This is a genomic window from Njordella calcicola (genome assembly GCF_056494125.1).
In genome coordinates, this window is the sequence record NZ_CM151396.1 from 4,813,856 (window position 1) to 4,839,505 (window position 25,650).

General features: G+C 53.4%; 23 protein-coding genes and 2 tRNA genes. 12 read left to right on the forward strand and 13 right to left on the reverse strand.

Going from position 1 to position 25,650, the window contains the following annotated elements:
* Window positions 1-9 precede the first annotated feature (9 nt).
* The 5 genes from ptsP to SH302x_RS18600 all read right to left on the reverse strand — a co-directional run bounded on the left by ptsP (window position 10) and on the right by SH302x_RS18600 (window position 5,629).
* Window positions 10-1,758 (reverse strand): phosphoenolpyruvate--protein phosphotransferase, encoded by a 1,749-nt coding sequence (gene ptsP / locus SH302x_RS18580; protein ID WP_479364005.1) that lies wholly within the window; start codon window positions 1,756-1,758, stop codon window positions 10-12.
* 73 nt (window positions 1,759-1,831) lie between these two features.
* On the reverse strand, window positions 1,832-2,119 hold the full coding sequence (locus SH302x_RS18585) for an HPr family phosphocarrier protein (RefSeq protein ID WP_479364007.1): 288 nt from the start codon (window positions 2,117-2,119) through the stop codon (window positions 1,832-1,834).
* Window positions 2,120-2,133: 14 nt separating this feature from the next.
* Entirely contained in the window at window positions 2,134-2,616 is a 483-nt protein-coding gene (locus SH302x_RS18590) for a PTS sugar transporter subunit IIA (RefSeq protein WP_479364008.1), read from the reverse strand.
* A gap of 424 nt (window positions 2,617-3,040) precedes the next feature.
* Complete coding sequence (locus SH302x_RS18595) at window positions 3,041-4,006, reverse strand: alpha-E domain-containing protein (protein ID WP_479364009.1); 966 nt, start codon at window positions 4,004-4,006, stop codon at window positions 3,041-3,043.
* A gap of 150 nt (window positions 4,007-4,156) precedes the next feature.
* Window positions 4,157-5,629 carry a circularly permuted type 2 ATP-grasp protein gene (locus SH302x_RS18600; protein ID WP_479364010.1) on the reverse strand — a complete coding sequence of 491 codons (1,473 nt, stop codon included), beginning with the start codon at window positions 5,627-5,629 and terminating at the stop codon, window positions 4,157-4,159.
* Between the two features lie 235 nt (window positions 5,630-5,864).
* Between SH302x_RS18600 and SH302x_RS18605 the strand changes: the two genes are divergently transcribed.
* The 5 genes from SH302x_RS18605 (at window position 5,865) to SH302x_RS18625 (ending at window position 9,623) form a co-directional block, all read left to right on the forward strand.
* Window positions 5,865-7,115, forward strand: coding sequence for a hypothetical protein (locus SH302x_RS18605; protein WP_479364011.1), 1,251 nt, complete (start codon window positions 5,865-5,867; stop codon window positions 7,113-7,115).
* A gap of 148 nt (window positions 7,116-7,263) precedes the next feature.
* A complete protein-coding gene (rpmA, locus tag SH302x_RS18610) occupies window positions 7,264-7,509 on the forward strand; it encodes a 50S ribosomal protein L27 (RefSeq protein WP_479364013.1) in 246 nt (81 codons plus the stop codon).
* 116 nt (window positions 7,510-7,625) lie between these two features.
* Window positions 7,626-8,612, forward strand: a complete 987-nt coding sequence (gene obgE / locus SH302x_RS18615) for a GTPase ObgE (protein ID WP_479364015.1) — start codon at window positions 7,626-7,628, stop codon at window positions 8,610-8,612.
* A gap of 364 nt (window positions 8,613-8,976) precedes the next feature.
* Window positions 8,977-9,183, forward strand: coding sequence for a hypothetical protein (locus tag SH302x_RS18620; protein WP_479364016.1), 207 nt, complete (start codon window positions 8,977-8,979; stop codon window positions 9,181-9,183).
* A gap of 5 nt (window positions 9,184-9,188) precedes the next feature.
* Entirely contained in the window at window positions 9,189-9,623 is a 435-nt protein-coding gene (locus tag SH302x_RS18625) for a type II toxin-antitoxin system VapC family toxin (protein WP_479364018.1), read from the forward strand.
* 332 nt (window positions 9,624-9,955) lie between these two features.
* Here the strand turns inward: SH302x_RS18625 and SH302x_RS18630 are convergent, their stop codons facing one another.
* Window positions 9,956-10,459, reverse strand: a complete 504-nt coding sequence (locus SH302x_RS18630) for a MarR family winged helix-turn-helix transcriptional regulator (RefSeq protein ID WP_479364019.1) — start codon at window positions 10,457-10,459, stop codon at window positions 9,956-9,958.
* Between the two features lie 186 nt (window positions 10,460-10,645).
* On the reverse strand, window positions 10,646-12,565 hold the full coding sequence (gene dnaK / locus SH302x_RS18635) for a molecular chaperone DnaK (protein ID WP_479364020.1): 1,920 nt from the start codon (window positions 12,563-12,565) through the stop codon (window positions 10,646-10,648).
* A gap of 303 nt (window positions 12,566-12,868) precedes the next feature.
* Between dnaK and pheA the strand changes: the two genes are divergently transcribed.
* From pheA to metG, 3 genes are all read left to right on the forward strand, one after another.
* A complete protein-coding gene (gene pheA, locus SH302x_RS18640) occupies window positions 12,869-13,930 on the forward strand; it encodes a prephenate dehydratase (RefSeq protein WP_479364021.1) in 1,062 nt (353 codons plus the stop codon).
* A 208-nt stretch (window positions 13,931-14,138) separates the two neighbouring features.
* Window positions 14,139-15,560, forward strand: a complete 1,422-nt coding sequence (gene pyk / locus SH302x_RS18645; protein ID WP_479364023.1) for a pyruvate kinase — start codon at window positions 14,139-14,141, stop codon at window positions 15,558-15,560.
* A 600-nt stretch (window positions 15,561-16,160) separates the two neighbouring features.
* Window positions 16,161-18,221 carry a methionine--tRNA ligase gene (metG, locus tag SH302x_RS18650; protein ID WP_479369285.1) on the forward strand — a complete coding sequence of 687 codons (2,061 nt, stop codon included), beginning with the start codon at window positions 16,161-16,163 and terminating at the stop codon, window positions 18,219-18,221.
* A gap of 102 nt (window positions 18,222-18,323) precedes the next feature.
* Here metG and SH302x_RS18655 read toward each other — a convergent pair whose 3' ends face one another.
* The 3 genes from SH302x_RS18655 to SH302x_RS18665 all read right to left on the reverse strand — a co-directional run bounded on the left by SH302x_RS18655 (window position 18,324) and on the right by SH302x_RS18665 (window position 20,433).
* Window positions 18,324-19,403, reverse strand: coding sequence for a TolB family protein (locus tag SH302x_RS18655; protein WP_479364024.1), 1,080 nt, complete (start codon window positions 19,401-19,403; stop codon window positions 18,324-18,326).
* A gap of 79 nt (window positions 19,404-19,482) precedes the next feature.
* A complete protein-coding gene (locus SH302x_RS18660) occupies window positions 19,483-19,956 on the reverse strand; it encodes a YkgJ family cysteine cluster protein (RefSeq protein ID WP_479364025.1) in 474 nt (157 codons plus the stop codon).
* A 99-nt stretch (window positions 19,957-20,055) separates the two neighbouring features.
* Window positions 20,056-20,433, reverse strand: a complete 378-nt coding sequence (locus SH302x_RS18665) for a hypothetical protein (protein ID WP_479364026.1) — start codon at window positions 20,431-20,433, stop codon at window positions 20,056-20,058.
* Between the two features lie 174 nt (window positions 20,434-20,607).
* Here SH302x_RS18665 and SH302x_RS18670 point away from each other — a divergent pair, with 174 nt between their 5' ends.
* Together SH302x_RS18670 and SH302x_RS18675 are read left to right on the forward strand one after the other, a co-directional pair.
* Window positions 20,608-21,546: a ThuA domain-containing protein gene (locus SH302x_RS18670; RefSeq protein WP_479364027.1), complete on the forward strand. Its 939-nt coding sequence runs from the start codon at window positions 20,608-20,610 to the stop codon at window positions 21,544-21,546.
* Window positions 21,547-21,671: 125 nt separating this feature from the next.
* Entirely contained in the window at window positions 21,672-22,049 is a 378-nt protein-coding gene (locus SH302x_RS18675) for a YqaE/Pmp3 family membrane protein (protein WP_479364029.1), read from the forward strand.
* Between the two features lie 145 nt (window positions 22,050-22,194).
* Here SH302x_RS18675 and SH302x_RS18680 read toward each other — a convergent pair.
* Together SH302x_RS18680 and SH302x_RS18685 are read right to left on the reverse strand one after the other, a co-directional pair.
* Window positions 22,195-22,267: transfer RNA gene (locus SH302x_RS18680), tRNA-Ala, on the reverse strand.
* 124 nt (window positions 22,268-22,391) lie between these two features.
* A tRNA-Ile gene (locus tag SH302x_RS18685) sits at window positions 22,392-22,465 on the reverse strand.
* Window positions 22,466-22,707: 242 nt separating this feature from the next.
* Between SH302x_RS18685 and SH302x_RS18690 the strand changes: the two genes are divergently transcribed.
* On the forward strand, window positions 22,708-24,579 hold the full coding sequence (locus SH302x_RS18690) for a redoxin domain-containing protein (RefSeq protein WP_479364030.1): 1,872 nt from the start codon (window positions 22,708-22,710) through the stop codon (window positions 24,577-24,579).
* A gap of 176 nt (window positions 24,580-24,755) precedes the next feature.
* Window positions 24,756-25,034 carry a hypothetical protein gene (locus tag SH302x_RS18695; protein WP_479364031.1) on the forward strand — a complete coding sequence of 93 codons (279 nt, stop codon included), beginning with the start codon at window positions 24,756-24,758 and terminating at the stop codon, window positions 25,032-25,034.
* A 118-nt stretch (window positions 25,035-25,152) separates the two neighbouring features.
* Here the strand turns inward: SH302x_RS18695 and SH302x_RS18700 are convergent, their stop codons facing one another.
* Window positions 25,153-25,539, reverse strand: a complete 387-nt coding sequence (locus SH302x_RS18700) for a DUF2752 domain-containing protein (protein WP_479364032.1) — start codon at window positions 25,537-25,539, stop codon at window positions 25,153-25,155.
* Window positions 25,540-25,650: the final 111 nt, after the last annotated feature.

Genomic DNA, 25,650 nt, shown 5'->3' on the forward strand with positions numbered 1-25,650 from the left:
AGGCGTCACTTACGCCTGCAAGACAATTTCGGGAACCAAGTCAGCAAGTTGATTTTGGAGAAACGCGTCGACCTCGCGTGCTGTCTCCAAACGCATGGCTCGCCACGCCATAGCTTCGCATTGATCGATGGTGATCGAGCGAATCGCTTTCTTCAGAACCGGGATCGCTGACGGAGCAACCGACAAAATACGAATCCCAAGTCCAACTAGCAGTAATGCATAAGCGGGATTGTTACTCATTTCACCGCAGACACTCGTGGGCACGTTGCTGTTGCCAGCGACCTCTTTGGTGCGAGCGATCAATCGCAAGACAGCCGGGTCACAAGCTTGATACAAATCAGCCACTGCTTCATTGCTGCGGTCCACCGCCAAGGTGTACTGAGTCAGATCGTTCGTGCCTATGCTCACGAAATCGATCTCTTTCACGAATCGATCCAACATCATCACCGCTGATGGTACTTCGACCATCATGCCAATGGGTACGTCAGATCGAACTTGATAACCATCTTCGCGAAGGTCATCCATCACACCACGCAATACAAATCGTGCATTGCGCAGTTCGTCCAAGGTCGACACCATGGGGAACATGACGCGAATGTCGCCTTCGTTGGCCGCTCGCATGATTGCGCGCAACTGGATCCGAAAGAGCGCTGGATTTCTCAGCGACATTCGAATCGAACGTAGTCCCAGAAAGGGATTGTTCTCTTCTCGGGCGACGGGGTGCATCCCCATTTTGTCTGCACCCAAATCCAAAGTGCGTATGACAACCGGTCGATTGCCGATGTCTTTCAACACGCTGGAGTATGCTTGATAATGCTCTTCTTCCGTGGGCTCTTTCTCCGAACTCAAGTACAAGAACTCGGTTCGATACAAGCCCACGCCATCTGCTCCGCGTTCCACACAAGCGGTCGCTTCGTGCGGAAACTCAATATTCGCCATTAGCTGAATGTGGACGCCATCACTGGTGCAGGCCGGCAGGTCGCGAATCTCTGCCAGTTCCGTTTGGATACTCTCGCGGTGCTGCCGTCGCTCGGAATAACGTAGCAGGGTAGCCTCGTCGGGGTCGACAATGACGGTCCCTCGATGGCCATCGACAATGACTTTGCAGTCTGCTCGCAAGCGGTGCAAGAACTCGCCGATCCCTACCACGGCGGGAATTTCTAGTCCGCGTGCCACAATCGCGGTATGGCCGCCGGGACCGCCCGCTACTGTGCAGATGCCGAGCACTTTCTGTGGGTCCAAGCCGGCGGTTTCGCCTGGCGTCAAATCGTAGCTGGCGATGATGGCCGGATACGGCAACTGCTGCAGCGTCGCGGTGGGGCGGCCCGACAAGGCCTCTAGCAGTAATCGTTCGATGTCGCGGATGTCTCCAACGCGTTCGGCCAGAAACGAAGCGCTCGCGCGTCGAAAGATGCGCGCGTAATCATTCAGGACCTCGCTGACGGCAAATTCAGCGGTATAGCTTTGAGTATCGATCAGCTTTTTGACACCTGCGTGGAGCTGGCGATCAAGCAGCATTTGCTGCTGGGCGGAGAAGATATTGCCGAGATGTTCGCCTAAGTTGGCGCTGGTATGCTCTCGCGACTCTTCGAGACGAACCGACGCTTGCTTAATAGCCGCTTCGACGCGAGACCATTCTTGCGCAGCGTCCGAACCAGCCGTTCGGCAACGAGTTATTTGATATCCTTCGCGGTCAAAAACTAACGCATTACCAATCGCTACGCCCGGCGAAACTGCGATACCTTGCAATTCCAACATGCCGTTATCAGCTCATGAGATGTTCCACTTGCAACCTCGGATTGACGCGCAAGTTAAATAGTATGTTTGTGAATCACTGTTCGTCTTCCGACTCGTTGAATCGGTCCTCGAACAGCTTAATAATTTCAGCCATAGCCTCGTCGGCGTCGTCGCCCGTGGCCTCCAACTTCAATTGCTCCCCGGCGGTGGCGCCCAAGCCCAGCATCGCCAAATAACTGCGACAATCGACGCGCTGAGCCAGTCGTTCCAGGGTGATCTCACACTTGTATCGGTTCGCAGCCTGGACCAACAAGTCCACTGGCCGCATATGCAATCCTTGATGGTTGAGCACGGTGACCACTGCTGTGCGGTGCTTCGTCATAGGCGACTGTAAAATCAGGCTCCGGAACCGAACTGGTTGGTGTCGGATTCCTCCAACAACTGAGCGATGTCCTCGGCGGTCTTGGACTGTCGCAAGAACTTGCAAAATGTATCGTTGCGGACTTGGCGAGAAATATTCTCTAACGCCCGCAGGTGGTCTCCAGGTCGGTCTGGCGGCGAGACCAACAAGAAGAATAAATAAGCCTTTTGGCCGTCGAAACTTTCGAAATCTACGCCTTCGGCGCTAACTCCGACGGTTCCTACCAGTTTTTCGACTTGAGCGTTCTTGGTATGTGGCACGGCCACGCCCTTACCGATCCCGGTAGAACCCAGTTCTTCGCGCTTCATGATCGCTCGGATAATATCATCGCGATCCGCCGCCTTGATGTCGCCCGACTCCACTAACGCATCGACCAGTTCCGCAATAATCGGCTCCTTGGATGTCGCTTGTAAGTCAGGTCGAATCGCCTTAATTGAAACAAAATCAGCAAATTTCATGCGTGAACTCTTTAGTCCAGACTCCCAACGCGACCGATTTTCGCAATCGACCGCTCGCTATCTAACGTGAATGATATTCCAAGCCGCCGTCGGAATAAATCGCCGCGGGGACGGCGCCAAAGAGCTCTACGCTACACCTGAGTGCGTTGCGAAGCAAATTGACGGTCTGACCCGCGAGCCCGTGGGCAAAGGCGGCCTGCGGGCGAAAAGATATCACGAATGGCAAGCTTTAGAGAGGGGGCATTACGGGAAAATCACAAGGTTTCTCCAGACCGCTGGCAGATCGAACCCTCGGAATTGTTCCAAAGCGGATAATCGAAAGCTCGGCTGGCCGCCGACAGCCACTTCGCAAGCACGAAACGGAAGCGCCCGCCAGCATGTGGTCAGCCAGCGAAATTCTTAGAGGGCTTTTGAAGACACGTGCTTAGGCGGAAAACCCAACCAACGGTGCGACGGCAAAGAAGTCATCGTAAATCGCCTCACCAATCTCATTGATATTGGCTTGCAAGCCATCAATGAATTCGTGCAACCCATTGTCCATGATCGACTGAATGTCCGCATAAGCGAACTCCGATCGCAAGCGGCCAAGCAGCTTTTCGCTGAGCAACCGGTGGGAGTTTTCGATACCGCCGGTGATCGCCAGCAGCGATCGTTCGGCCAGATACATGCAACAATGGATCGAACGCGGGAACTCGCGATTAAGCAGCAGGAATTCGACCACGCTGCGGGGCGTCAAACGTCCGTGGGCGCGACGGTACATTTCCAAACCACTGGCACTTTTCAACAACGTTGCCCATTGCCGCATATCCAGCGGTGTCCCCACATCGCTGACATTGGGTAGCAACAAGTAATACTTCACATCCAAAATGCGCGACGTCTTGTCACCTCGCTCAAGCATCTGTCCAAGTCGACCGAAGTGCCACGCTTCGCCGTGCGACATCGTCACATTGGTCACACCTTCCAGCGAATAACTCGCACGCTTGATGCGGTCAAAAAAACCGTAGGGGGCCGTGATGGCTAGATTATCGTTCCGCGCGTCGCGGACCATCAGATAGAACTTGTTTAGCTCTTCCCACATCTGCGACGAAATCATTTCCCGCGAGGCTCGAGCGTTTTCTCGAGCGGCCGCTAAACAGGAAAGGATCGAGTTGGGGTTATCGCGATCAAACGTCAAAAAGCGAATGACGTTTTCTTGGCTCGCCGTGAGATACTTTTCATAAAACTGCTTATCGTCCCCAGTGATGAACACCAGCGGGTCCCACGGGCTGGAACCTTGCACGCCGATATCCAGCAGCAGGTTCAAATTGACGTCGATAAAACGAGCGACATTCTCCGCTCGTTCCACATAGCGGCTTAACCAAAACAGCGAATCGGCAACTCGAGATAGCATGGTCGTAGGTTTGGGTTGATAGTGCTTGGTGCTGAATTAATGTTTAGCGAGTTGGATGAATGCTTTGTCGGGAAGACTTCTTTAGCGAAGCCATCCGCTCATTATTTTATGGCGATGCGTTGCAAGTGAGTCGTCGAAATTGCTGGTGCTTTAAAAGTCTTCCAGTACCCACGTGTCTTTGCTACCGCCGCCTTGGGAGGAGTTCACGACCAACGAGTTTTTCACTAGTGCAACGCGAGTCAAACCGCCGGGCAGGACGTAGATATCTTCGCCATATAAAATGTAGGGCCTCAAATCCACGTGACGGCCTTCCAGTTTCCCATCGCACAAGGTTGGCACGCGCGAGAGCGACAACATTGGCTGCGCGACATAATTTCGAGGGTTCTCGCGGACGAGCACTTTGTATTTTTCAATCTGATCACTGGTTGCACGCGGCCCCAGCAGAATTCCGTAGCCGCCAGATTCATTCGCCGGCTTGATCACCAGCTCGTGCATATTGTCAAGAATGAAGGCCCGTTGCTCTTCGTCTGCGGCCATATAAGTCGGCACATTTGGCAGCAACATTTCTTCATTCAAGTAGTACTTGATCATTTGCGGAACGAACGCATAGACCGCTTTGTCATCGGCAACGCCAGTGCCCGGTGCGTTGACCAACGACACTCGCCCCTGACGATAGACCTCCATCAGACCGCGGACGCCCAAGCAACTGTCAGGGTGCAAGACATCGGGATCTAAGAACGCGTCATCGATGCGGCGATAGATAACATCGACACGTTGCAAGCCTTTGGTAGTCCGCATGTGGACATATCCGTTGGAGACCACCAAGTCGCTGCCTTGAACCAATTCGACACCCATCTGCTGGGCCAGGAAGCAATGTTCAAAGTATGCGGAATTATAGATGCCCGGCGTCAGCACAACCACCGTGGGCTTACTGATCCCCTCGGGAGCGATGTACTGCAGCATTTCGAGCAGTTTTTCGGGATAGCTTTCCACCGGCGCGATGGATAGACCGCCGAACAATTGCGGGAACGTACGTTTCATGACCTCGCGATTTTCGATCACGTAAGAGACGCCCGATGGGCAACGCAAGTTATCCTCCAGGACATATACCTTGCCATCTCCACCCCGTACCAAATCGGTCCCAGTGATGTGGCACCAGACTCCGCGAGACGGCTTCATTCCGCGCAGTTGCGGCAGAAAACCTTTGCTGGATTCGGTCATGTAGCTGGGCACGACCCCGTCGCGGATGATCTCTTGGTCACCATACATGTCGGCGATGAACATGTTGAGTGCTTTGATTCGCTGACGCAGGCCCGCTTCGATCAAACGCCATTCCGACATCGCGATAATGCGAGGGATCAAGTCGAACGGCCAAATCTTCTCTGTCCCCGCTTCGTGGCCGTAGACGTTGAAGGTGATGCCCATGTTCAGTAATTCATGGTCCGCAGCCCGTTGGCGTCGGATCAATTCTTCGGGGGACAGCGAGTTAAGTCGCTCGACCAAAGCCATCGCGCTGGGACGTGGCAACCCTGAGTCTACGAACATTTCATCATAGAATTCGCCGCAATCGTAATCTGAGTAAAAACTAGGACTCGGCTGCGTATTTTGGCTTTGATGTTGCATAGCGGGCAGTTTATGGGAAGCGGACGAACTCGCGAAGTGTTCGAATTGGGGATGGCGCCATCGTGCAGAGTTATTTTTCCACGCGAGAATACGACTAAGGTCGCAGAAGAGTGGCCGCCAAAACCCCAACTTTCTGTGATAGCAAATCCCGAAGTGGGACTATACTACAATTAGACGATCGTGCCAACTGAAAAAACAGCCCCCCGCAACATCTGTCCGGCTGGGATGTGCTAGGATGAAGTTTAGGAACGATTATGCGAGTGACATTTTCATAAATGCCAATTATGCCAGTGAGCTAACATTGAAATCGAGCAGCTTGGTGACTATTTTGCAAGCTGGCGGTTGCTCATCCATGGATCAATTTTCTCAAGATTACCGACGGGTTAGAAGCTTGATAGTTCAAAAATTTCGCACACCACAGCTATTGACCGGTGCGGTACTGGCGGCCTTTTTCACTTGCTTGGGCGGCTACGCTTACTCCCAAGAGGAATCTTCACCGTCGCCCAGCGATGCGGCGGTTGGAACGCCGCCCCTGGCCGCAGGACCTCCTGCTGCAAGCGGACCGGCCCGCGATTTCAGTGCCTACACCAATTTGCCCGCTCGCAATTTAGCCCCCGGCGTCTTGGTCGTCGTCCCGCCCAGCCAAGGTGCTGGCGATATGACGATCGGCCCGCAGGACCTGGATTTTGTCGCGAAAAACCCCGAACTGGAATGGGTTCCGCCGACGTTTCCGGACGCCGCTCCCAATACTTTCCCCAAAAGCGAAACGCTGCTGGAGCTGGGCCGTGACGTAACGCTGCGGCACCCCGTCTGGTCTCTGGAGTTCGCTTTCAAACCGATGCGCATGATCAAAGCTCAGGTCCCAACGCCGGAAGGCACTTTGGAAGAGCAACTGGTTTGGTACCTGCTGTACCGCGTGCGCTATGTTGGCGGAGACTTGATGCCTAACGAGACGGCGGTAGAAGCTGGCACGGGCGTTCCCAATACGCCCAAGTCGGTAATCTACAAATCGGTGCGTTTTTTACCTCGATTTACGCTGATTTCGCCAGAGTTTGGCGTCCAGTACGATTCGCAGATCCTCAGCACCGCGAAATCCGCCATCGCAAACCGCGAACGAGTCGGCAAACCGCTGCATGACTTTATGGAAATGAGTGCTCGAGAAATCCTGCCCGTCAGCGACCAGAGCGACAACTCGCAGTGGGGAATTGCGACTTGGGTCGGCGTCGACCCGCGAATTGACGCGTTTTATATCGACGTCCGCGGTCTGACTAACGCTTTCCAGCGCGAGATCAATACCCAAGGTCAGGAAGAATATCGCCGCAAAACGCTGCGGATTTTCTTCTGGAAACCAGGTGACGCGGAGAATAAAGAATCCGACCCAATCAAGCTTGGGATTCCGGCATTTGAAAGCCCAGATCGCCAAAGGGAAATTTTAAAGCTCTTCAAAATTAACGAACCACTTGATTATTCTTGGATTTATCGTTAGTTTGTCTGGCCCGCGCCGTCGATGAAAGATGGCGTTTTGAGGCTATTATCCCTATTTAACCTGCACTGCAATTGCCTTCGCCAGAAACTTGGTTTCCCGAGTGAACAGTTCGAGCGGGGCAAACTAATTTATTTGAGGTTCGTTCATCATGGCACATAAAAAAGGCCAAGGATCCAGTCGAAACGGTCGTGATTCCAACGCTCAGCGTCGTGGCGTCAAGAAATTCGGCGGCGAGCAAGTGATTCCTGGCAACATTATCATTCGTCAAGTGGGCACCAAGTGGCGTCCAGGTGCGAACGTCGGTATGGGCAAAGACTACACGATTTTTTCGCTAGTTTCCGGCAAAGTTTTCTTCGACCAAGAAGGCCGCCGCGTCAACGTCACCGTTGCCTAATTGCTCATTGTGGTTTGCTAGCTGAGCTGCAACGGTTCGGCTTATAGAGCTTTCTTTTATTTTTCGGCGCTGCGCTGGTGTCGAGTCTGTCGGCTATTGGACCGATCAAGAAAATCATGTTTGTAGATCGTGTCGAAATCGAATTGATTGCTGGCAAGGGCGGAAATGGCTGTATGGCGTTTCGCCGCGAGAAGCACGTCCCGCGCGGCGGCCCCTGCGGCGGCGATGGTGGGGACGGTGGCAGCATTATTCTGGAAGCACAAGAAGGCGTGAACTCACTTTTGAGTTTTGCTCACCAACGCCATTGGCGTGCCCCCTCCGGCGAGAACGGTTTGGGCAGCGACTGCCACGGCCGCAACGGGAAAGACATGGTCCTGCTGGTCCCGCCCGGAACGGTCATCATCGATTCAGAGTCGGGCATGATCCTGCGAGACTTGGTTGCCGCTGGTGACCGCATCGAGATCGCGCAAGGCGGCAAGGGCGGCTTTGGGAACACGCACTTTAAATCGGCCACCAATCAAGCTCCTCGACAAACGACCGATGGCGAAGAAGGCCAGCGTCGACGCGTGATCTTGGAACTGAAATCGATTGCGGATGTTGGGTTGGTCGGAAAACCTAACGCTGGCAAGAGCACTCTGCTATCGCGGCTTTCGCGAGCAAGACCGGAGATCGCTGACTATCCGTTTACGACGAAGACGCCTAACCTTGGGTTGGTCGCGGCAGGGACGGATCGCAGTTTCGTGATGGCGGACATTCCGGGGTTGATTGAGGGTGCTGCGGACGGCGTCGGGCTGGGGCATGACTTTTTGCGGCACGTGATACGAGCAGGTATTTTGGTGCATTTGGTCGAGCCGTTTCCGGCGGACGGCACCGATCCCGTGGAGAATTACCGAGCTATTCGGGAGGAGCTTGCGCAGTACAGCGAAGAGCTTGCAGCACGCGAAGAGATATTGACCATGACCAAGAACGAACTGCCTGGAGCCAAGGAGGCTGTAGCGGCGTTTCAAGAGGCGGTCGGTAAAGAGGTCTTGGCGATCAGTGCGGTCACAGGCCAGGGCTTGAACATTCTTGTTCATCGTATCGCCGACCAGCTTGGGCGATAGTCGCTCGAGTGGCAGAAGAGTAGTCAATTGGTGCGCAGCGTTTTCGTTTGTCCGTCAGGCGTACGCGTTTCTTCTTCACCCTCCCGCGGGAGGGTCGGCCGCGAGTTCCGCGAGCGACCGGGGAGGGGTGTGTCGTTGAACCGCGTGCCCAACGGGCCGCGTTGGCACTGCTGTATACAACAAACGCGGGGCGATGCCCACGCGGTTAAACGACCAGCATCGTCAATTCGTGCCACGTCAATTCGTGCCAGGCACTTTCTGAGCCAGTTTCCTAGGATCAGAGGGAACCATTCGCCCTTTCCCTTTGGACGTTTCACAAGGTACAATGGACCGTGTTGCAATATTCAATATTGAGGAAATGCGTATGGCCACGGTTGAAGAAAGACTTGAGCGGTTGGAAAAAGAAGTAACTCTTCTTATGCTTTCGCAATCAAGCAAAATCGACCTTGCGGCGAGGAAACCAGGGTGGATCTCCAGGATTGAAGGTTCATTCAAGGACGACCCTGATTTCGCTGAGATTCTCCGGTTAGGGCGAGAAGAGCGGCAATCCGATATCTTGAATGACGAGTAAAGTCGATGTTTATTCTCGACACGGATCATCTTGGTATCTTGCAAGGCCCAAAGGGCGATGATTGCAGTAACATCCTCAAGAGAATCGCAGAGGTCGGCGACTCGAACGTATACGCAACAATCGTCTCTTTTCACGAGATTGTTGCAGGTTGGACGAAGTATGTGAAACAGTCGAACACCCCTCAAAAGATTGTTGCGGGCTACGCTCGCCTCGAGTTGGTATTGAAGAACTTCTCTTGCTCTCAGGTACTTCCATTCGGCCACGCGGCTTCCGAAGTGTTTGAGGAACTCAAGCGAAAGAGGGTTCGTGTCGCAACCATGGATCTGCGAATCGCATCGATCGCCATCAGTCAACAGATGACAGTCGTAACACGAAATGCAGTGGACTATGAACGTATTCCGAGTTTGAATGTCCAAGACTGGACCATTCCTGGCATTTAGCGTACCGCGTTTCTGCTTCACCCTCCTTCGGGAGCGTCGGCCGCTACCGTAGGCCGGAACAAGCAAAGCCCACCCCTGCGCCGGAACATCGGTCGCTTGAACCTACCCAACATCACTAACCCAATCGGTCATGCACTGATTGGCTTTGCGCAGTTCCGGCAATATGTGAAGCGACCATGTTACCGGCCTACGTAGAGCAAGCGTACCGCGTTCAGGCGGAATCTTTCACGCGGCGGTGGACAATGCGGGCGGCACACGACGTGTTCTTGCTACATTCGCGAAAGCCTGTCGGCTGACGGATCAACAAAGTACCGGCGGCTAACACCGAGGCGCTATCCCTCAGTGGAATCCAGCCAGTCGCAACTTTGGTCCTCATGCGGACGCCGAGCCACCTTCAAGAGCAATGACAATTGCCCCAGCTGCTCCTGTGACAAATGCCCCAGTTGGCGATCATGCATCTGCCGCACTTTGCCATCCAACTTCTTTAACAAACCAATGCCGTCCTTGGTGATGTTGACTTCGACGACTCGCCGATTCGCAACCTTCCGCTCGCGGACGATCCAACCCGATTTCTCCAGCCGGTCCAGCAACCGCGTGATATCAGGACTGCGCGAGATCAAACGACTGGCCAGCGTCAACGTTCGCATCGAATCAGGATGGGCCGATCGCAACAGTCGCAACGCATTGTATTGCTGAGCCGACAAATCGTACTTGGAAAACAGCTCTTCCTCTAACGCTTTGAGGCAATCATACGTCCGCCAGAGTTGTAGAAATGCGGCTTGCTGCGGCGAGTCGAATCGCAGAGAACTTTCGGCTGGCAGTGATGGGTCAGGCATGAGTGCTAGTTCTATGCTCAACAAATCCAATGTCAAGCACGCTTAGTCGATCAATAAAAAACGGGAGCGTGAGGTCATGGCCAATCCAATTCGGACTTGGCAGCAACCTCACACTCCCGCGTTTCAATCGGCCCCAACTCCATCAGGGCAATCCACTGGTCGGTACCCGTGGCACCGACGTCTTCGCTACTTCACTTCGAATTCTGCATCGATCGCATCGTCGTCACCCGCAGGCTTAGCGGCACTTGCGTCACCACCCGCAGCGGCCGAAGCACTCGTCTTCTCGTACAACGTTTTGCTGAACGCTTGCGAAGCTTGCTCCAAGTCGCTGGTAGATGACTTGATAGTTTCCAAATCGTTGGCGGAGATCGCATCGCGGACCTTCTTGATAGCAGCTTCCATCGGCGACTTATCGGCCTCGGTCAGCTTATCCCCTTGTTCCTTGATGGTCTTTTCCAATTGATAAATCAAGTGCTCGCCCTTGTTTTTGGCTTCGGCCAATTCCACGTTGCGACGATCCTCTTCGGCATGCGCTTCGGCGTCATGTCGCATACGCTCGATCTCTTCTTTGCTCAGCCCACTGCTCTGCTCGATACGAACGCTCGCTTCTTTGCCCGATCCCAAGTCCTTGGCAGACACGTTCAAAATACCGTTTTGATCGATATCAAATTTGACTTCGATCTGCGGTACGCCGCGCGGAGCTGGCGGGATGCCCTCCAAATTGAATTCGCCCAACAAGCGGTTCTGTTGCGCCATTTTGCGCTCGCCTTGGAAGACACGCACCGTCACGGCCGTTTGCGAATCGGCAGCAGTCGAGAAAGTGTTCTTCTTTTCGATCGGAATCGTCGTGTTACGTTCGATCAATGCAGTCAAGATGCCGCCTTCGGTTTCAATACCCAAGGTCAATGGCGTCACGTCCAGCAGCAACACGTCGCGACGATCGCCCGACAGCACGCTGCCTTGAATCGCAGCACCCACGGCAACGACTTCGTCAGGATTCACACCTTGATGAGGCTCTTTGCCAAAGATCGACTTGACCACTTCGCGAACCTTGGGCACGCGTGTCGAACCACCGACCAAGACCACTTCGTCGATCTGGCTGGGCTTCAGTTTGGCATCTTCCAGTGCTTGCAGCAAAGGCTTGCGTAGTCGCTCCAACAGCGAATCGATCAGCTCTTCAAATTTCGCTCGCGTGATGGTTAGTTGCAAGTGCTTTGGCCCCGTTGCGTCTGCGGTAATGAACGGCAAATTGAGGTCCGTTTGAGGCACGCTGGACAGTTCCTTCTTCGCTTTCTCGCAAGCTTCTTGCAAACGTTGCAAAGCCATCGGCTCTTTGCGAAGGTCCGTGCCGTTTTCTTTCTTGAAATGATCGGCCACGTAGTTCACCAGCATCTGGTCAAAGTCATCGCCGCCCAAGTGCGTATCACCGCTGGTGCTGATCACTTCGAAGACCTTGCTCTTGTTGTCCTCGTCACCACTGGCCGCGACCTCTAGCACGGATACGTCAAACGTACCGCCACCCAAGTCAAAGACGACAATCTTCTGGTCCTTGGTCTTATCAAGTCCATAAGCGAGAGCCGCTGCGGTCGGTTCGTTGATGATACGAGCGACTTCCAAGCCAGCGATTTGGCCAGCATCCTTGGTCGCTTGACGCTGGGCGTCGTTGAAGTACGCGGGCACGGTGATTACCGCTTTGCTGACGCGATGGCCAAGGTACGATTCAGCAGCTTCCTTCAGCTTGCGTAAAACTTTCGCCGAGATTTCTTGCGGTGTATGTTGGACGTCGCCGATTTGGACTTTGACGTATTCGTTGGCACCACCGACCACTTCGTAGGGAACGATCTTTTCTTCCGATTCCACTTCCGAGTGACGACGGCCCATGAATCGTTTGACCGATGATACCGTTCGTTTGGGGTTGGTGACCGCTTGACGACGAGCTGGCTCACCGACGATCGTTTCGCCTTTATCATTGAACGCGACGACCGAAGGGGTCAGACGATTGCCTTCCGCGTTCGGAATCACCTTCACTTCGGAACCTTCCATTACGGCCACAACCGAGTTGGTTGTACCCAAATCAATCCCGATAATTTTCTCGCCAGAAGCCATAATTAGTCTCCAAAAGTTTGTCTGTTACGCGGCGGTCATCGCCCTAGTTGTGCTTGAATCGGCGGTCTTCAAGTGATCGCTGCCCTGAAGATTTATTCGCCGCTGCCTCCCTTTTTGCAATCATCGTGCCAGTCGCGAAACAATTCTCGGAGGCAGCCTGTCAGGACCTGCTTTCTCAAGTTAAACTGCATTGTTTTAAGGGGCTGCTTGCCGAAAGATTTTTTTTATGGCAGTCTCGGTTTCGACGGCGGCAAATTGGATCGTTCAGGGTCTTGCCATTTTGACAGTTGAAAGTAGCTCGATATGCACGATGCCCTCAATCCTGACCTGATGCAATTGGATCGCGAGCTGATCGAGTTGTTGGTAAGACGTATCGATGGAATGGGTCATAACGAGCGGTCTGCGTCGAGCTTTGAGCGCGACGTCGCGGCGCTGACGCTTTTGGCGACGCAAAGCGAGCTTGGCCAAAAGCTTTCGCCGGAAGTGATCCGCATTCTGGCTCGCAATATTGTCGGTGTCTCTGCGATAGCCGCTGGGGGAACGCGCGTCAGTGTCAGCTACCTGGGACCGCCGCTGTCCTACAGTTATCTGGCTACCGCACGTTACTTCTCCGAAGCCCATCAGTTGATCCCAGTGGCGACAATCAGCGCAGTTTTCGAAGATGTCCTGGCCGGACGAACTGACTTTGGTGTCGTGCCAATCGAAAATTCGACCGATGGACGCGTGATCGATACCCTGGCGACTTTCGCGGATTCGCCGCTGAGCATTACGGGCGAGGTCTTGCTGCCGATCCACCACTGTCTGCTGAGCCTATCGCCGCTGGAAAAAATCCAAGCCGTCTACAGTAAGCCTCAAGCGACCTCCCAATGCCGCAAATGGCTCGCGATGCATTTGCCCAACGCGAAAGTGCTCGATTGCTCCAGCACCACTGCCGCCGCCGAGCTCGCTTGCGGCGACAGCAGCGTCGCAGCGATTGCGTCTTACGAAGCGGGCATGCACTACGGATTGAACATAACGGCTCGTAACATTGAAGACAGCCGCAATAACGTGACTCGGTTTGCCGTTATCGGCCGTGGCTCGCCCGCTCCTACTGGCAACGACAAGACATCGATCATGTTCCGAATCCCTCATCGCGCTGGTGCTCTGGCTGATGCGATGATGACTTTCCAGAAGCATGCCGTCAATTTGACTTGGATCGAATCGTTTCCTATCCGAGGCAATCCCAATGAATACCAATTCTTTATCGAACTGGAAGGGCATCAAGAAAGCCAACCAGTTGCTGCGGCCATCGCCGAGTTGTCTCTGCACACGGTGCGACTTGAGTGCTTGGGATCGTACCCCAAAGCAATACCAATCCATCCATAGCGCAAACGAATGTTGGACTGGCATGCAAGAGTTGCAATTGCAGTTTGAACGATTCCACCTAAGATAACGTGACCTTAAAGGGACGCTGGCTGCAATCATTCCCAACACGTTTGGCAATTCGCACGGGGCAGAGCGAATTGTGGAACAGCACGAGATGGCGCTGGTTGTCGTAATGAAACTCATTAAATCCATTATCTAGGAACGCTCAGTGTCGAATAATTATCGTCACACAAAAATTGTTGCTACCATCGGCCCCGCAACAGAATCTACCGAACGCTTAGAAGCCTTGATCAATGCAGGCGTTGACGTCATGCGATTGAACATGGCACACGGGTCCCCAGAGTGGGTCAGCGAAATCGTCGGACGCATTCGCGCGGTGTCTGCGAAAGTGCATCGCGAAGTCGCGATCATGATGGATGTCAAAGGTCCCGAGATCCGCACAGGTGTGTTGGCTGGGCCTATCAAGTTGGAGCCGGGACAACAAGTTGAATTCCATGTTGCCGGAGCCAGTGATCTACGGACAGATATTCCTAGCGTCGGGGTAAATTATCAAGGCTTGCCCAGCGACGTCACTGTCGGCACAGAAATGATTGTCGACAGCGGTATGATCCGCTTTCGCATCCTTGAAAAAACCGAAACAACGATCTTAACGGAAGTGATCATCGGCGGCATGTTGACATCTCGTCGTCATATCAATTTGCCTGGCGTACATGTTCGATTGCCTGCGCTGACGGAGAAAGATGAAATCGATCTGCAAGCGGGCGTGAAGGCGGCCATCGACTTTGTCGCTTTGTCATTTGTCCGCGAAGCCAACGATGTCTGCACGCTGCGAAAGTATTTGGATAGTATTCAATCTCCAGCGCGTATCATCGCCAAGATTGAAGACCAAGCTGGCGTGCGTAACAGCAAACAGATCATCCGTGTGGCTGACGCAGTGATGGTGGCCCGCGGTGACTTGGGTATTGAAATCGAATACTACAAGTTGCCTTTGGTTCAAACGCAGTTGGTGCGTGAATGCGAAGCGGAAGGAAAACCGGTGATCATCGCGACGCAGCTTTTGGAATCGATGATCAGTTCGCCAATGCCGACTCGTGCAGAGATCTCGGACGTATCCAATGCGGTGCGCGAGCAGGCCGACGCGGTTATGCTTTCCGGAGAGACGACGACGGGTCTTTATCCGATTGAAGCGGTCAACGTATTGGACAGCATCGTTCGGCATATTGAACCGTCGGTGGAAGCGGAGCTCAATTCAGTACTGCAACTGCTGGAACCCAAAGCGAAGATGTTGCGATCGGCCGCGCTGCTAGCTCAGGATTTGGGCAATTCCGGGATTCTGGTTTTTACTCGGAGTGGCTATCTCGCATATGCATTGGGTGCCTTGCGGCCACGCGGTGTTCCAATTTATGCATTTACCGACATTGAAGTACAGTTTCGACAGTTGATGCTGCCTTGGGGCGTCGAGCCGTTTTTGATGAAGTTCTCGGACGACCCTGAGCAGACGATTGTCGATGCGATGAGTTACTTGAAAGATAAAGGCTGGTGCAAGCCTGGAAGCTGGCTGGTCGTGATTACTAATGCACTGGCGAGTTCTCAGGTGATCGATACGTTGCAGATTCGCAAGGTCGACTAAAGTAGCAGGTACACTCCGCGAGTGTCGTCTGCGAAGTACTAGGCACACTCAGTGGGCCGTCTACAAACAACCTACGTCACGTCATCCGGAGTGTGATTACTACCTTCGCCTGACGGCTGACGGTTCAACGAAAATGATCTTGGTCGTTTAACCGCGTGGGCATCGCCCCGCGTTTGTTCTATACAGCAGTGCCAACGCGGCCCGTTGGGCACGTGGTTAAACGAAACACCCCTCCCCGGTCGCTCGCGGAACTCGCGGCCGACCCTCCCGCGGGAGGGTGAAGAAGAACACGTACGACTAGCGGCTGACGGTTAAACGAAACACCCCTCCCCGGTCGCTCGTGGTACTCGCGGCCGCCCCTCCCCGCGGGAGGGTGAAGAAGAACGCGTACGACTAGCGGCTGACGGTTAAACGAAACACCCCTCCCCCGTCGCTCGCGGTACTCGCGGCCGACCCTCCCGCGGGAGGGTGAAGAAGAACGCGTACGCCTGACGGCACGCGGTTCAACGAAAACGCCGCTGGGTAGATCGAGCTCTTTCTGCTATGCTGTGCTGCGAATTGCACGGACTGTTTATTGAAAAGCGAGCAGCTATGGAGCTTATGAAACCACGTCGAATTCTTGTCACGGCCGCGTTGCCTTACGCCAATGGTCCCATCCACATCGGCCATTTGGTCGAATACATTCAAACGGACATTTGGGTGCGGTTCCAGCGATTGCGTGGTCATCGCGCAATTTTCATCTGTGCGGATGATACGCATGGCACTGCGGTCATGATTCGCGCTCGCAAAGAAGGCATCGCGGAAACGGATTTGATCGCTCGGATGCAAGCTCAACACGAAACCGATTTCGCCGGCTTCGATATCAGCTTTGACAATTATGGCAGCACCAACAGCGAAGAAAACCGCCTGCTATGCGAGCAGTTCTGGGCCTCGCTGCGCGCGGCAGACCTGATCGCCGAAAAAGATGTCGATCAGTTGTACGATACCGTGGCAGGCACTTTTCTGGCAGATCGCTTTGTGAAAGGGATTTGTCCGAAATGCAAAAGCCCGGACCAGTACGGCGATAACTGCGACAAATGCGGCGCGACGTATTCGCCGACAGATCTTATCGAGCCCAAGAGCACTTTGTCAGGCAGCACGCCGGAGCTTCGGACGTCGACGCATTTGTTCGTGCAGCTTGAAAAACTGCATGGCTTCCTGTCTGAATGGACCTCCTCCAGCGGCGCGTTGCAGAGCGAAGTGGTCAATTATCTCAAGGGGCACTTCCTGGGCGAAGAGTTGCGGGATTGGGACGTGTCGCGGCCAGCTCCCTATTTTGGTTTTCAGATCCCAGACTCGCCCGGTAACTATTGGTATGTTTGGTTCGATGCGCCGATCGGCTATATCGCTTCTACACTGCAATGGTGCAAGAAGAATCAGGAGCAACTGGCGGATTGGTGGCAAAGCCCTGAGGCAGAAGTGCATCACTTTATCGGGAAAGATATCACTTACTTCCACACGCTGTTTTGGCCCGGCATGCTCAAGTCGGCGGGCTACACCTTGCCAACATCGATCCACATCCATGGCTTCTTGACGGTGGGTGGTGAGAAGATGTCGAAAACGAAAGGAACGCTGGTCAAAGCTTCCACATTCTTGAATCACATCAATCCATCGTTCTTGCGATACTATTATGCGACCAAGCTTGGGCCGCGATTGGACGATCTGGACTTGAATTTGGAGGAGATTGTCGCTCGCGTAAACTCGGATCTGGTCGGCAAGGTTGTCAATCTAGCCAGTCGCACGGCACGGTTTGTGGAAGGCAGTGGATTGGCAGAGCTTTATCCCCATGATGGTGGGCTGTTCGCCGCCGCCGCGAAGACCGGTGAGCAGATTGCCGCCGCTTATGAAGCGAAGGATTATGCGCGAGCTACGCGGTTGATCATGGAACTGGCCGACAACGCGAACGCGTATGTCGAAAACGCTGCACCATGGACACTGAAAAAGGATCCCGCTCAACAAGATCGTTTGCAGCAAGTCTGCACGGTAGTGCTGAACCTATTCCGACAAATCTGTGTGTACTTGAGCCCCGTGCTGCCAAAGCTGGCTGAGCAATGTGGGCAGTTGTTGGGTGAACCCATCACGCATTGGTCGCAAAGCCAATCGCCACTGGTAGGTACCAGCGTTTCGAAATTTCAACATATGTTACAACGTCTCCAAGCAGAGGATATCCAGAAGATGATTGATGAAAGCCGAATCGAAGCAGAAGCGGAAATGGGCGCTAGTGCACAAGACCAAGCGTCTACGCCGACTTACAACGATAGCGATGAAGCGTTGAAGGCCGAGCCCTTAGCGGCAGAATGTTCGATCGATGATTTCGCAAAAGTGGACTTGCGGGTGGCTCGAGTGATCGCGGCCGAGCATGTGCCGGAAGCCAAAAAGCTCTTAAAGCTAACGCTGTCGTTGGGCGGCGACAATACGCGAACTGTATTTGCGGGCATCAAGGCCGCTTACGAACCAGAGAAGCTGGTCGGTCGGCTAGTGGTCATGGTAGCGAATTTGGCTCCGCGTCAAATGAAGTTCGGTTTGAGCGAGGGAATGGTGACGGCCGCTGGAGCTGGCGGTACAGAAGTGTTCTTGCTGAGCCCAGACGAAGGGGCCGTGCCTGGGCATCGAGTGCATTAAGCCGCTGCTGACGTCCGCGAGCAGTGGAAACGATACGGCAGAAGTCGTGGCAGGAACCTTAATGCATGGGTTCCACCACGACGTCCGCGTGAATCGAATGGACTATTGGTTTTGCTTTAAGCTGGCTTGCCACTGTTCAACATCCATTAGGACGATGCCGCGACCTTCGCCAGAGCCCTTCATGAAACCGCACTGTATTGCAATCAACTTGCCGTCCGGACTCACCACGGGATTGTCACTGCGATATCCCGGGAACTTATTCCACTCGCACAACCGAATCGCTTGCCCGTCACCGTTCAGCGGTAGCATGTAGACGTCGACTTTCCACTTGCGGCGCTCGTTCTCGCGGTCGGATTCGATCAGGATATACGAGCCGTCGGGGGCCACCCCTTCTGCTTCTGTATAGCCATTGGGAACGTCAGTAACAAACGTTAGCTCCTTGGTTTCCAAATCGATAGCAGCCACTTCTGCGTTATAGAACGGTTCGCTTTCATCACCCTGGTAGTAAGTAAACAAGAGTTTGTTAGTGCCGGGCCAAAAGTCTTGCGTTTCAAGCCGATGCGTATTTGGCTTGCTTTCAGCATCCTGGTCGAAGATCACTTGGATGTTGGTCAATTTCGGAGTGGAATCCAAATCGACGACATCTCCGATCTTCATGACTCGCTGACCAGGTTCCGTCCACGCAATCCGACTGGAGCTTCGATCAATCGCAGGTCCTTCGTCGCAGAACTGCCCCAGCGAAACGGGTGGGCGATTGAACGGTTTCTGCAAGATTGACATTTCCAGTAGATGCCGATTGGCGTCTGGATCTTTTGCGTCGAATTGGTCGCTGCCCAGCAGCAGTAAATCGCCGGAGGGCAAGCATAAAACGCGTTGAAACCCTTCATGCCAAAAATGCAAGGTCATGGGTTCGATCTTTCCCGATTCGACGTGAATCCGAAACACTTCGTTCCATGCTTTGGCGACAAAGTAAATGTGCTGACCATCTGGCGAGAACTCGGGACGCTGGCCCCATTCGATCAGCACTCGCATGTACGGAGGCAGACTGCCCAACGGCGATTTGCTTTCTGGCGTTCCTTGAGCAAGCAACGCCGTCGCGCCGACCAGCATCGCGCCGAAAACAGCCCCGATTTGCATCATCTGAAATAGTGCCGCTATCCACAAAGCTCGATGACACTTCATAGTACTATCAACCTCGCAATGGAACGAATATCTAAGACTGGAATACTAAATCGGGCCCATCATTTGTAAAACGGGGCTGTTATTTGGTCGGCTTGGGAGTTCGCAGCGCGGCTGGATCCTCGCTGCAAAAACGTGCTTCAATGTACTCGGCAACTTGCTCGGCGGTTTCGAAATATCGATCGTAAACCGCGTCGTCATCGTACTCGCAGTTCTTCGTTGAATAGTCACGGCAAATCTGCGGACGTGTGAAATAAATGCCACACATGTGATTGGGTTGCAGATGTTTGCAAGTGGTATGGATCAACAAGTACCACGTATCGGTATCGTAGAAAGCAGAAGCTCGGTCATGCAACAAATACCATCGCAGATAATCAAATTCGTGCATTTCCGTTGGTTCGTCGATCGGCAATGCAAAGTACCGACAACACATCGCGGTGCAGTAATCGCATAAGCATTCCGATTTCGGGACTTCGGACCGCTTGGGGCGACGGCCGTTCATCGTCTTGAGCGGTGGCCCTACTTCCTCGCGTGAAAGAATCGGCAGACTAACCATCTTGTGAAAACCTTCTAATTGTGTGCAACCGTTGCAACCAAGCGTACCTCAGCATTTGGATCGATTATTGATCTAACCCTATCAATTAGCAAGTACAGTTTAACAATGAAACGACTCAACAAACCGACTTGATTCGTCCAGACGCAAGTGAAACTCTTCTGCGACACACTGGAAGCTCGCTCCATTGGCAAATTGCAATTCTGCTTTCACCGATTGAAGCACGGTGGATGGAACCTCCAAATCTCTCAGACGTTGTTCCGCCACTGCGATTTCACCTTGGCGAATGCGACCGATGCACCCATCGTCCATCGCGACCGTCATGACGCGTCTGAATCGCAGGGACGCTCCTGTCACGAAACCAGATTCCTTTTCACCCACCGGCCTGGCGTGCGCGACAGAGAATTGGACGATACAATCCTCACCTTCCAGAGCAACCCGGGCGACCTCCGAATCGTGGAGAAAAAACTGGTACGGCATTGTATAAGATTCGCGAAATCGATTTAGGCAACTGCTGGTCGCCCATAGCAAAGTGTTTTGAGTTATAATCGTAATCGATTGCGTTGGTTCGCGTTCTTCATTCAGCTTGAAAATGTCAAAATGCCAGCGTAGATCCGAAGCCCGCTTTGCATACTCCCTCCCCATAGAATCGCTATGAACACAAGATTTTTAGCTCTGTTGCTTCTGCTGACCGGCTTGTTTAACTGCACGTGCGAAGGCTTGTTCGCGCAAGAATCGCAAGCCGCGAACAAGAAACTATTGATAATCGCAGGCAAACCGTCGCATCCTCCGCGGATGCATGAGTTCAACGCGGGGGTTCAATTGCTGCGTGACTGCTTGAAAGATGTCGATGGACTCGATGTGGAAATATCGCTCAACGGTTGGCCGAAGAATGAAGCTCAACTGGAAGGCGTTGATGCCATCGTGTTTTACATGGATGGTGGTGGCGGTCATGAAGTCGTTAAGGAAAACGGCCGTCGATTGAAGTTGGTCGACGAGCTTGCTAAGAAGGGCGTTGGCATCGGCTGTATGCACTATGGGGTTGAAGTTGTCCCGGAACAAGCAGGCGCGGAATTCAAGCGCTGGATCGGTGGGCACTACGAGCATATGTTTTCTTGCAATCCGATGTGGGAGCCGAACTTCAACCAGTTCCCGGACCATTCCATTACCCGCGGTGTAAAACCTTTCGCAATCAAAGACGAATGGTACATGACGATGCGATTTGTAGCGGATCTGGCTGGCAATGAAGCCACAAAGGTTGAGGGCATGCAGTTCACGCCCATTCTGGTTGCGGCACCTTCTGACGATGTGCGCGATGGTCCGTATGTCTATCCCAATGGACCGTATGATCACATCATCGCGAATTCGGGACGTGCTGAAGCAATGATGTGGGCTGTAGAGCGCCCCGATGGCGGGCGTGGATTTGGCTTTACAGGTGGACATTACCACGACAACTGGGGGAACGACGATTTCCGCAAAGTGGTGCTCAACGCAATGCTCTGGATTTCCAAGGTAGAAGTGCCTGAACAAGGCGTGCAATCTGCGGTGACCCAAGAGCAATTAGACGCTAATTTGGATCCCAAGCGTCGCTAGTGACGCATCGCTTTGCAAGCGAGAAGTTGCCTGTGGTTTGCCCGTGAACCAGCCGGCTGGGTATACGCTTTGCAACCCTCCCCTTCTGCACTGAAAACGAAAGTCAGATAGGGAGAGGTGTTACGATGGCCTATATTCAATTGTTGTATGTGTTCGTTCTGCCGCCACTTGCGGTCCACCGCCAGTTCGGATTGGGTGGCCATTTTTGGATAAACATGTTGTTAACCCTGTCGGGGTTCTATCCAGGCTTGTTGCATGCGATGTATCTGCTGACCACGGACCCGCGTGGATTGACGGCCGACGCGAATCCAGCTTTGGCGACTGGCAGCGTGGTACCTGTACCAGCAAACACGACTAGCAGCCAGCCAGTTGGGCGTCCGAGTCGAGCTGGCCAGCCGAAGCGGCTTCCGGCTCGAATCAGGGAAGCAGCGGATTTTCGCGATAGGCAGTTGGCCAGAAGTCGAATCTCGCCTGGGCCGTTGCAATTCCCTGGGCCGTGGTAAAGCCTGGGCTGGGGAGTGGCAACTTTCAGCCAGCGGAATCAGCCAGCGAAGTAGGGCGAGCAGTTTGAGCTGCTCCGTTGAAACGAAAAAAGCCTTGCGAATTTGAATGATCAAAGTCGCAAGGCTTTTTGTTGAACAAGTCGAGTGGAGATGAAGGGACTTGAACCCATGACCCCCTGGATGCAAACCAGGTGCTCTCCCAACTGAGCTACATCCCCGACGTTTCGGCTAATCTTTCGATTGGCCGGGAGTGAGAAGATAACAAACTCACTACCGATTGAAAAGGTTACTTTTCGGAATTCTTGGTCGATCAGGAAATTGGATTTCCAAGAAAAGATCAAGTGCGCACGCCTGGACTCGAACCAGGGACCTCGTCGTTATCAGCGACGCGCTCTAACCAGCTGAGCTACGCGCGCTTCCGTATCTAACGGTGGCAGCATCCCGATTTTCTCGACGTTCGTGCCGAGATGACCTAGGAATCAAGCTCCCCTTTCCGTTAGACTCAACATCCTATCCAACCGACGTGTCTTGTCAACTGCCACGGAAGGTAAGTTGTCGCTACGATTTAGACCACACTTTTGGAGTCCAAGCTCGCATGATTTCCCATCGGTTTTCCCGGCTCACTGCCATCGCTGCCGCATCTTCTTTCGGCTGTTGCATGGCGTTAACTTCACAACTGTTTGCAGAAGTTGATCCGCAAATTGAGAAGGCGTTGTCGGTCAACCCTCGCCAACGGAACGTTACTATTGAATTGGTGGATGCTGCCGACCTCGCAAAATGCACCAAACGCATCGAGCGCCGCGGTGATGTCGACGGTCTTTTTATCATCGGCCCCAACTCGCAACCTCTGCGCTGGTTTGGTGATACCAATCGCGACCGCTCGATTGATACTTGGTCCTATTACAACAACGGTGTCGAAGTTTATCGCGACATCGATTCTGACTTTAATGGAAAAGTGGACCAATCTCGCTGGTTCGGTACTTCCGGTATTCGCTGGGGTATCGATGCTAACGAAGATGGTGAGATTGACTCGTGGAAGGCAATCAGCGCCGAAGAAGTTACGATGGAAATCGTGGCCGCTGTCCGCGATGGCAATCCAAAACGGTTCGCTCGCGTCTTGCTGAGCGAAAGTGAAATCGCTTCGCTGGGTTTAGGTGATGTGAAAAGCAAAGAGCTGAATGCCCGTGTGAAAAAAGCGTTCGGCGATTTTGAAGCATTTGTGGCTTCTCAAAAAGCGATTCGCCCCGATGCGAAATGGGCGAACTTCGGTGCCGACAAGCCGGGCGTTGTCCCCGCTGGCACCGATGGGTCCAAGAAAGATGTCGTCGCCTACGAGAATGTAGTCGCGATCGTTGAAACAGATGCGCGCAATGAACAACTCATGATTGGTTCGCTGGTGCAAGTCGATGCCAATCAATGGCGAACTACCGATGTTCCTCGTTTGGTCGACGAATCGACGGTGCTTACTTCCACATCGGTCTTTTTCAATGCATCGATGGAACAGATTACCAAATCTACGATGAGCGGCGGATTGAGCGAACGAGCGCAACTGCTGCTGCAAGAACTAGAGAGTATTGAGCAGCAGATTGCAACTGCCAAACCTGCTGACAAAGAATCGCTTAACGTCAAACGTGCGAACATCATTGAAGGCATCTTTGAAGAGTCCACGAACTTGCAAGACAAAGAAACGTGGGCGCGTCAGTTTGCCGACACGCTCAGTGCCGCTGCACAAAACAGAGAGTACAGCGAAGGACTGAATCGACTGGTCGCATTCAAAAACAAAGTAGCTCCACTGAGCGAATCTGCTGAAGCGTACGTGGCCTATCGCGTGATCGGTACCGACTATGCCATGAAGATTGCCGAGGCGACGAATTCGGAGTTCGCTGGAATTCAAGCGGATTATTTGAAGCAATTGGAAGGTTACGCCACGGAATTTCCTGGGTCGCCCGATACCGCCGAAGCGATGGTGCAGTTGGGCTTGAATGCAGAACTGCAAACCGATTTGGCTGCTGCCGAAAAATGGTACAAAAAGACTGCAGAGGCCTTTGGCGATACACCGGCGGGGCGGAAAGCGACCGGCGCCATCGCGAGATTGACTTTGAAAGGCTTGACGATCAAGGACTTGTCGGGCAAAACGATCGACGGCAAAAATTTCACTTCACGGAACCTCAACAAAGCGCCCACGATCATGCATTTCTGGGCAACGTGGTGTACTCCGTGCAAGGAGGACATGAAAAACCTGCGGAAGCTGCAGAGCCGTTTTGCAAAACAGGGTTTGAACATTGTCGGCATTAACCTAGACAATGACGTCACTACCGCTCAAAAGTTTTTGGCAAACCGCGAAAACGATTTCCCGTGGATTCATCTGCATGAGCAGGGTGGATTTGATAGCCCGATGCCTGTTTCGCTGGGCGTGTTCTCGTTGCCCATTACCATTGTGTTGGATGCCAACAACAAGGTCATTCGATCGGGTTCGCATTACACTTCGGATATTGAAACGCTGATCGAAGAAGCGCTCAAAGCGAAGTAGAAGTACGTTGAACAAAGGCCGCGATGGTTGTAGAAGGATCTCGCAATCGCGGCACACACGGTTTGTTCACAAGCAGGTAAGGAGCCAATTCGACTTCGAACCTGCTCATGATGGTTAGTCTTTAATCCAACGTCGTTCACAAATCCAATCTGCATGGAGGCAGAACCGAGATGTGCATGGAATGCTTAGAGCTTCTCGCTGACTATTTCCCTGTATTGGTGCCGATCATGGCATTCTGCGGCTTGATAGCAGCTCAATCAGCGCATATCGCCAGCGTGCGGAAGATCGCTGTGAGTATCTTCTACGGGGCCTTGGTGGTCGTCGCGTTGGGCGCGATCCGCAGCATGATGTTTAGCGAGCCGACGTGGCTGCTTCACACCGCGTCGCTAGGCTTTTTGATCATCGGTGCCAGCGTGATCGTGATCACGACAGCGCCGCAGCAAGTCGCCGACTGAGCTTCAGTTTGTAGTCCCGCCTTAAGATTGAATTGATCTACATCTTTCGCGAGGCAAGCCGCCTAAAGGAGGTACTTCGAAACATCGGCCGCCTAAAGGCGGTACTGCGACCAAACTTCTACACGTCCCAAACGCGAAAACACCACTGGCAAGTGGCTGCAATCAGCGACAAGCTCAAAGCGATCACTAAAAACTTACTGAACCAAGGCCGATCGGCTTTTGCACCGTGCCAAGCGTACGTGCTCATGGTGACGATCGAAACCATGGTGACGATCGCTAGCATCGCACCGCCGACGTTGGCGTAAAGTGCGGCGACAAACTCTCCGTCCAGCAATAATGCCCAAGATGTGGTCATTCCGCACGCTGGACATCGGATCCCTAGCAAAGCCACCGAACTGCAGGGCAACAATCCTAACTGTTGGTGCGTACCCATGCCGCTGGGATCTGGCTGTAAGATGGCGGCCACAATCAGCACCACGAATAAACCTAACGCTATCGTGGCCATCGCAATTCGCTCGCAGGGTCTAAAACGGATTTCAGTTACCCGGGGGTCGTTTCGCCCAGCCGCAATTCTGGTATCTTTTTGATTCGTCGTTTCCATACCACGTATTATGCA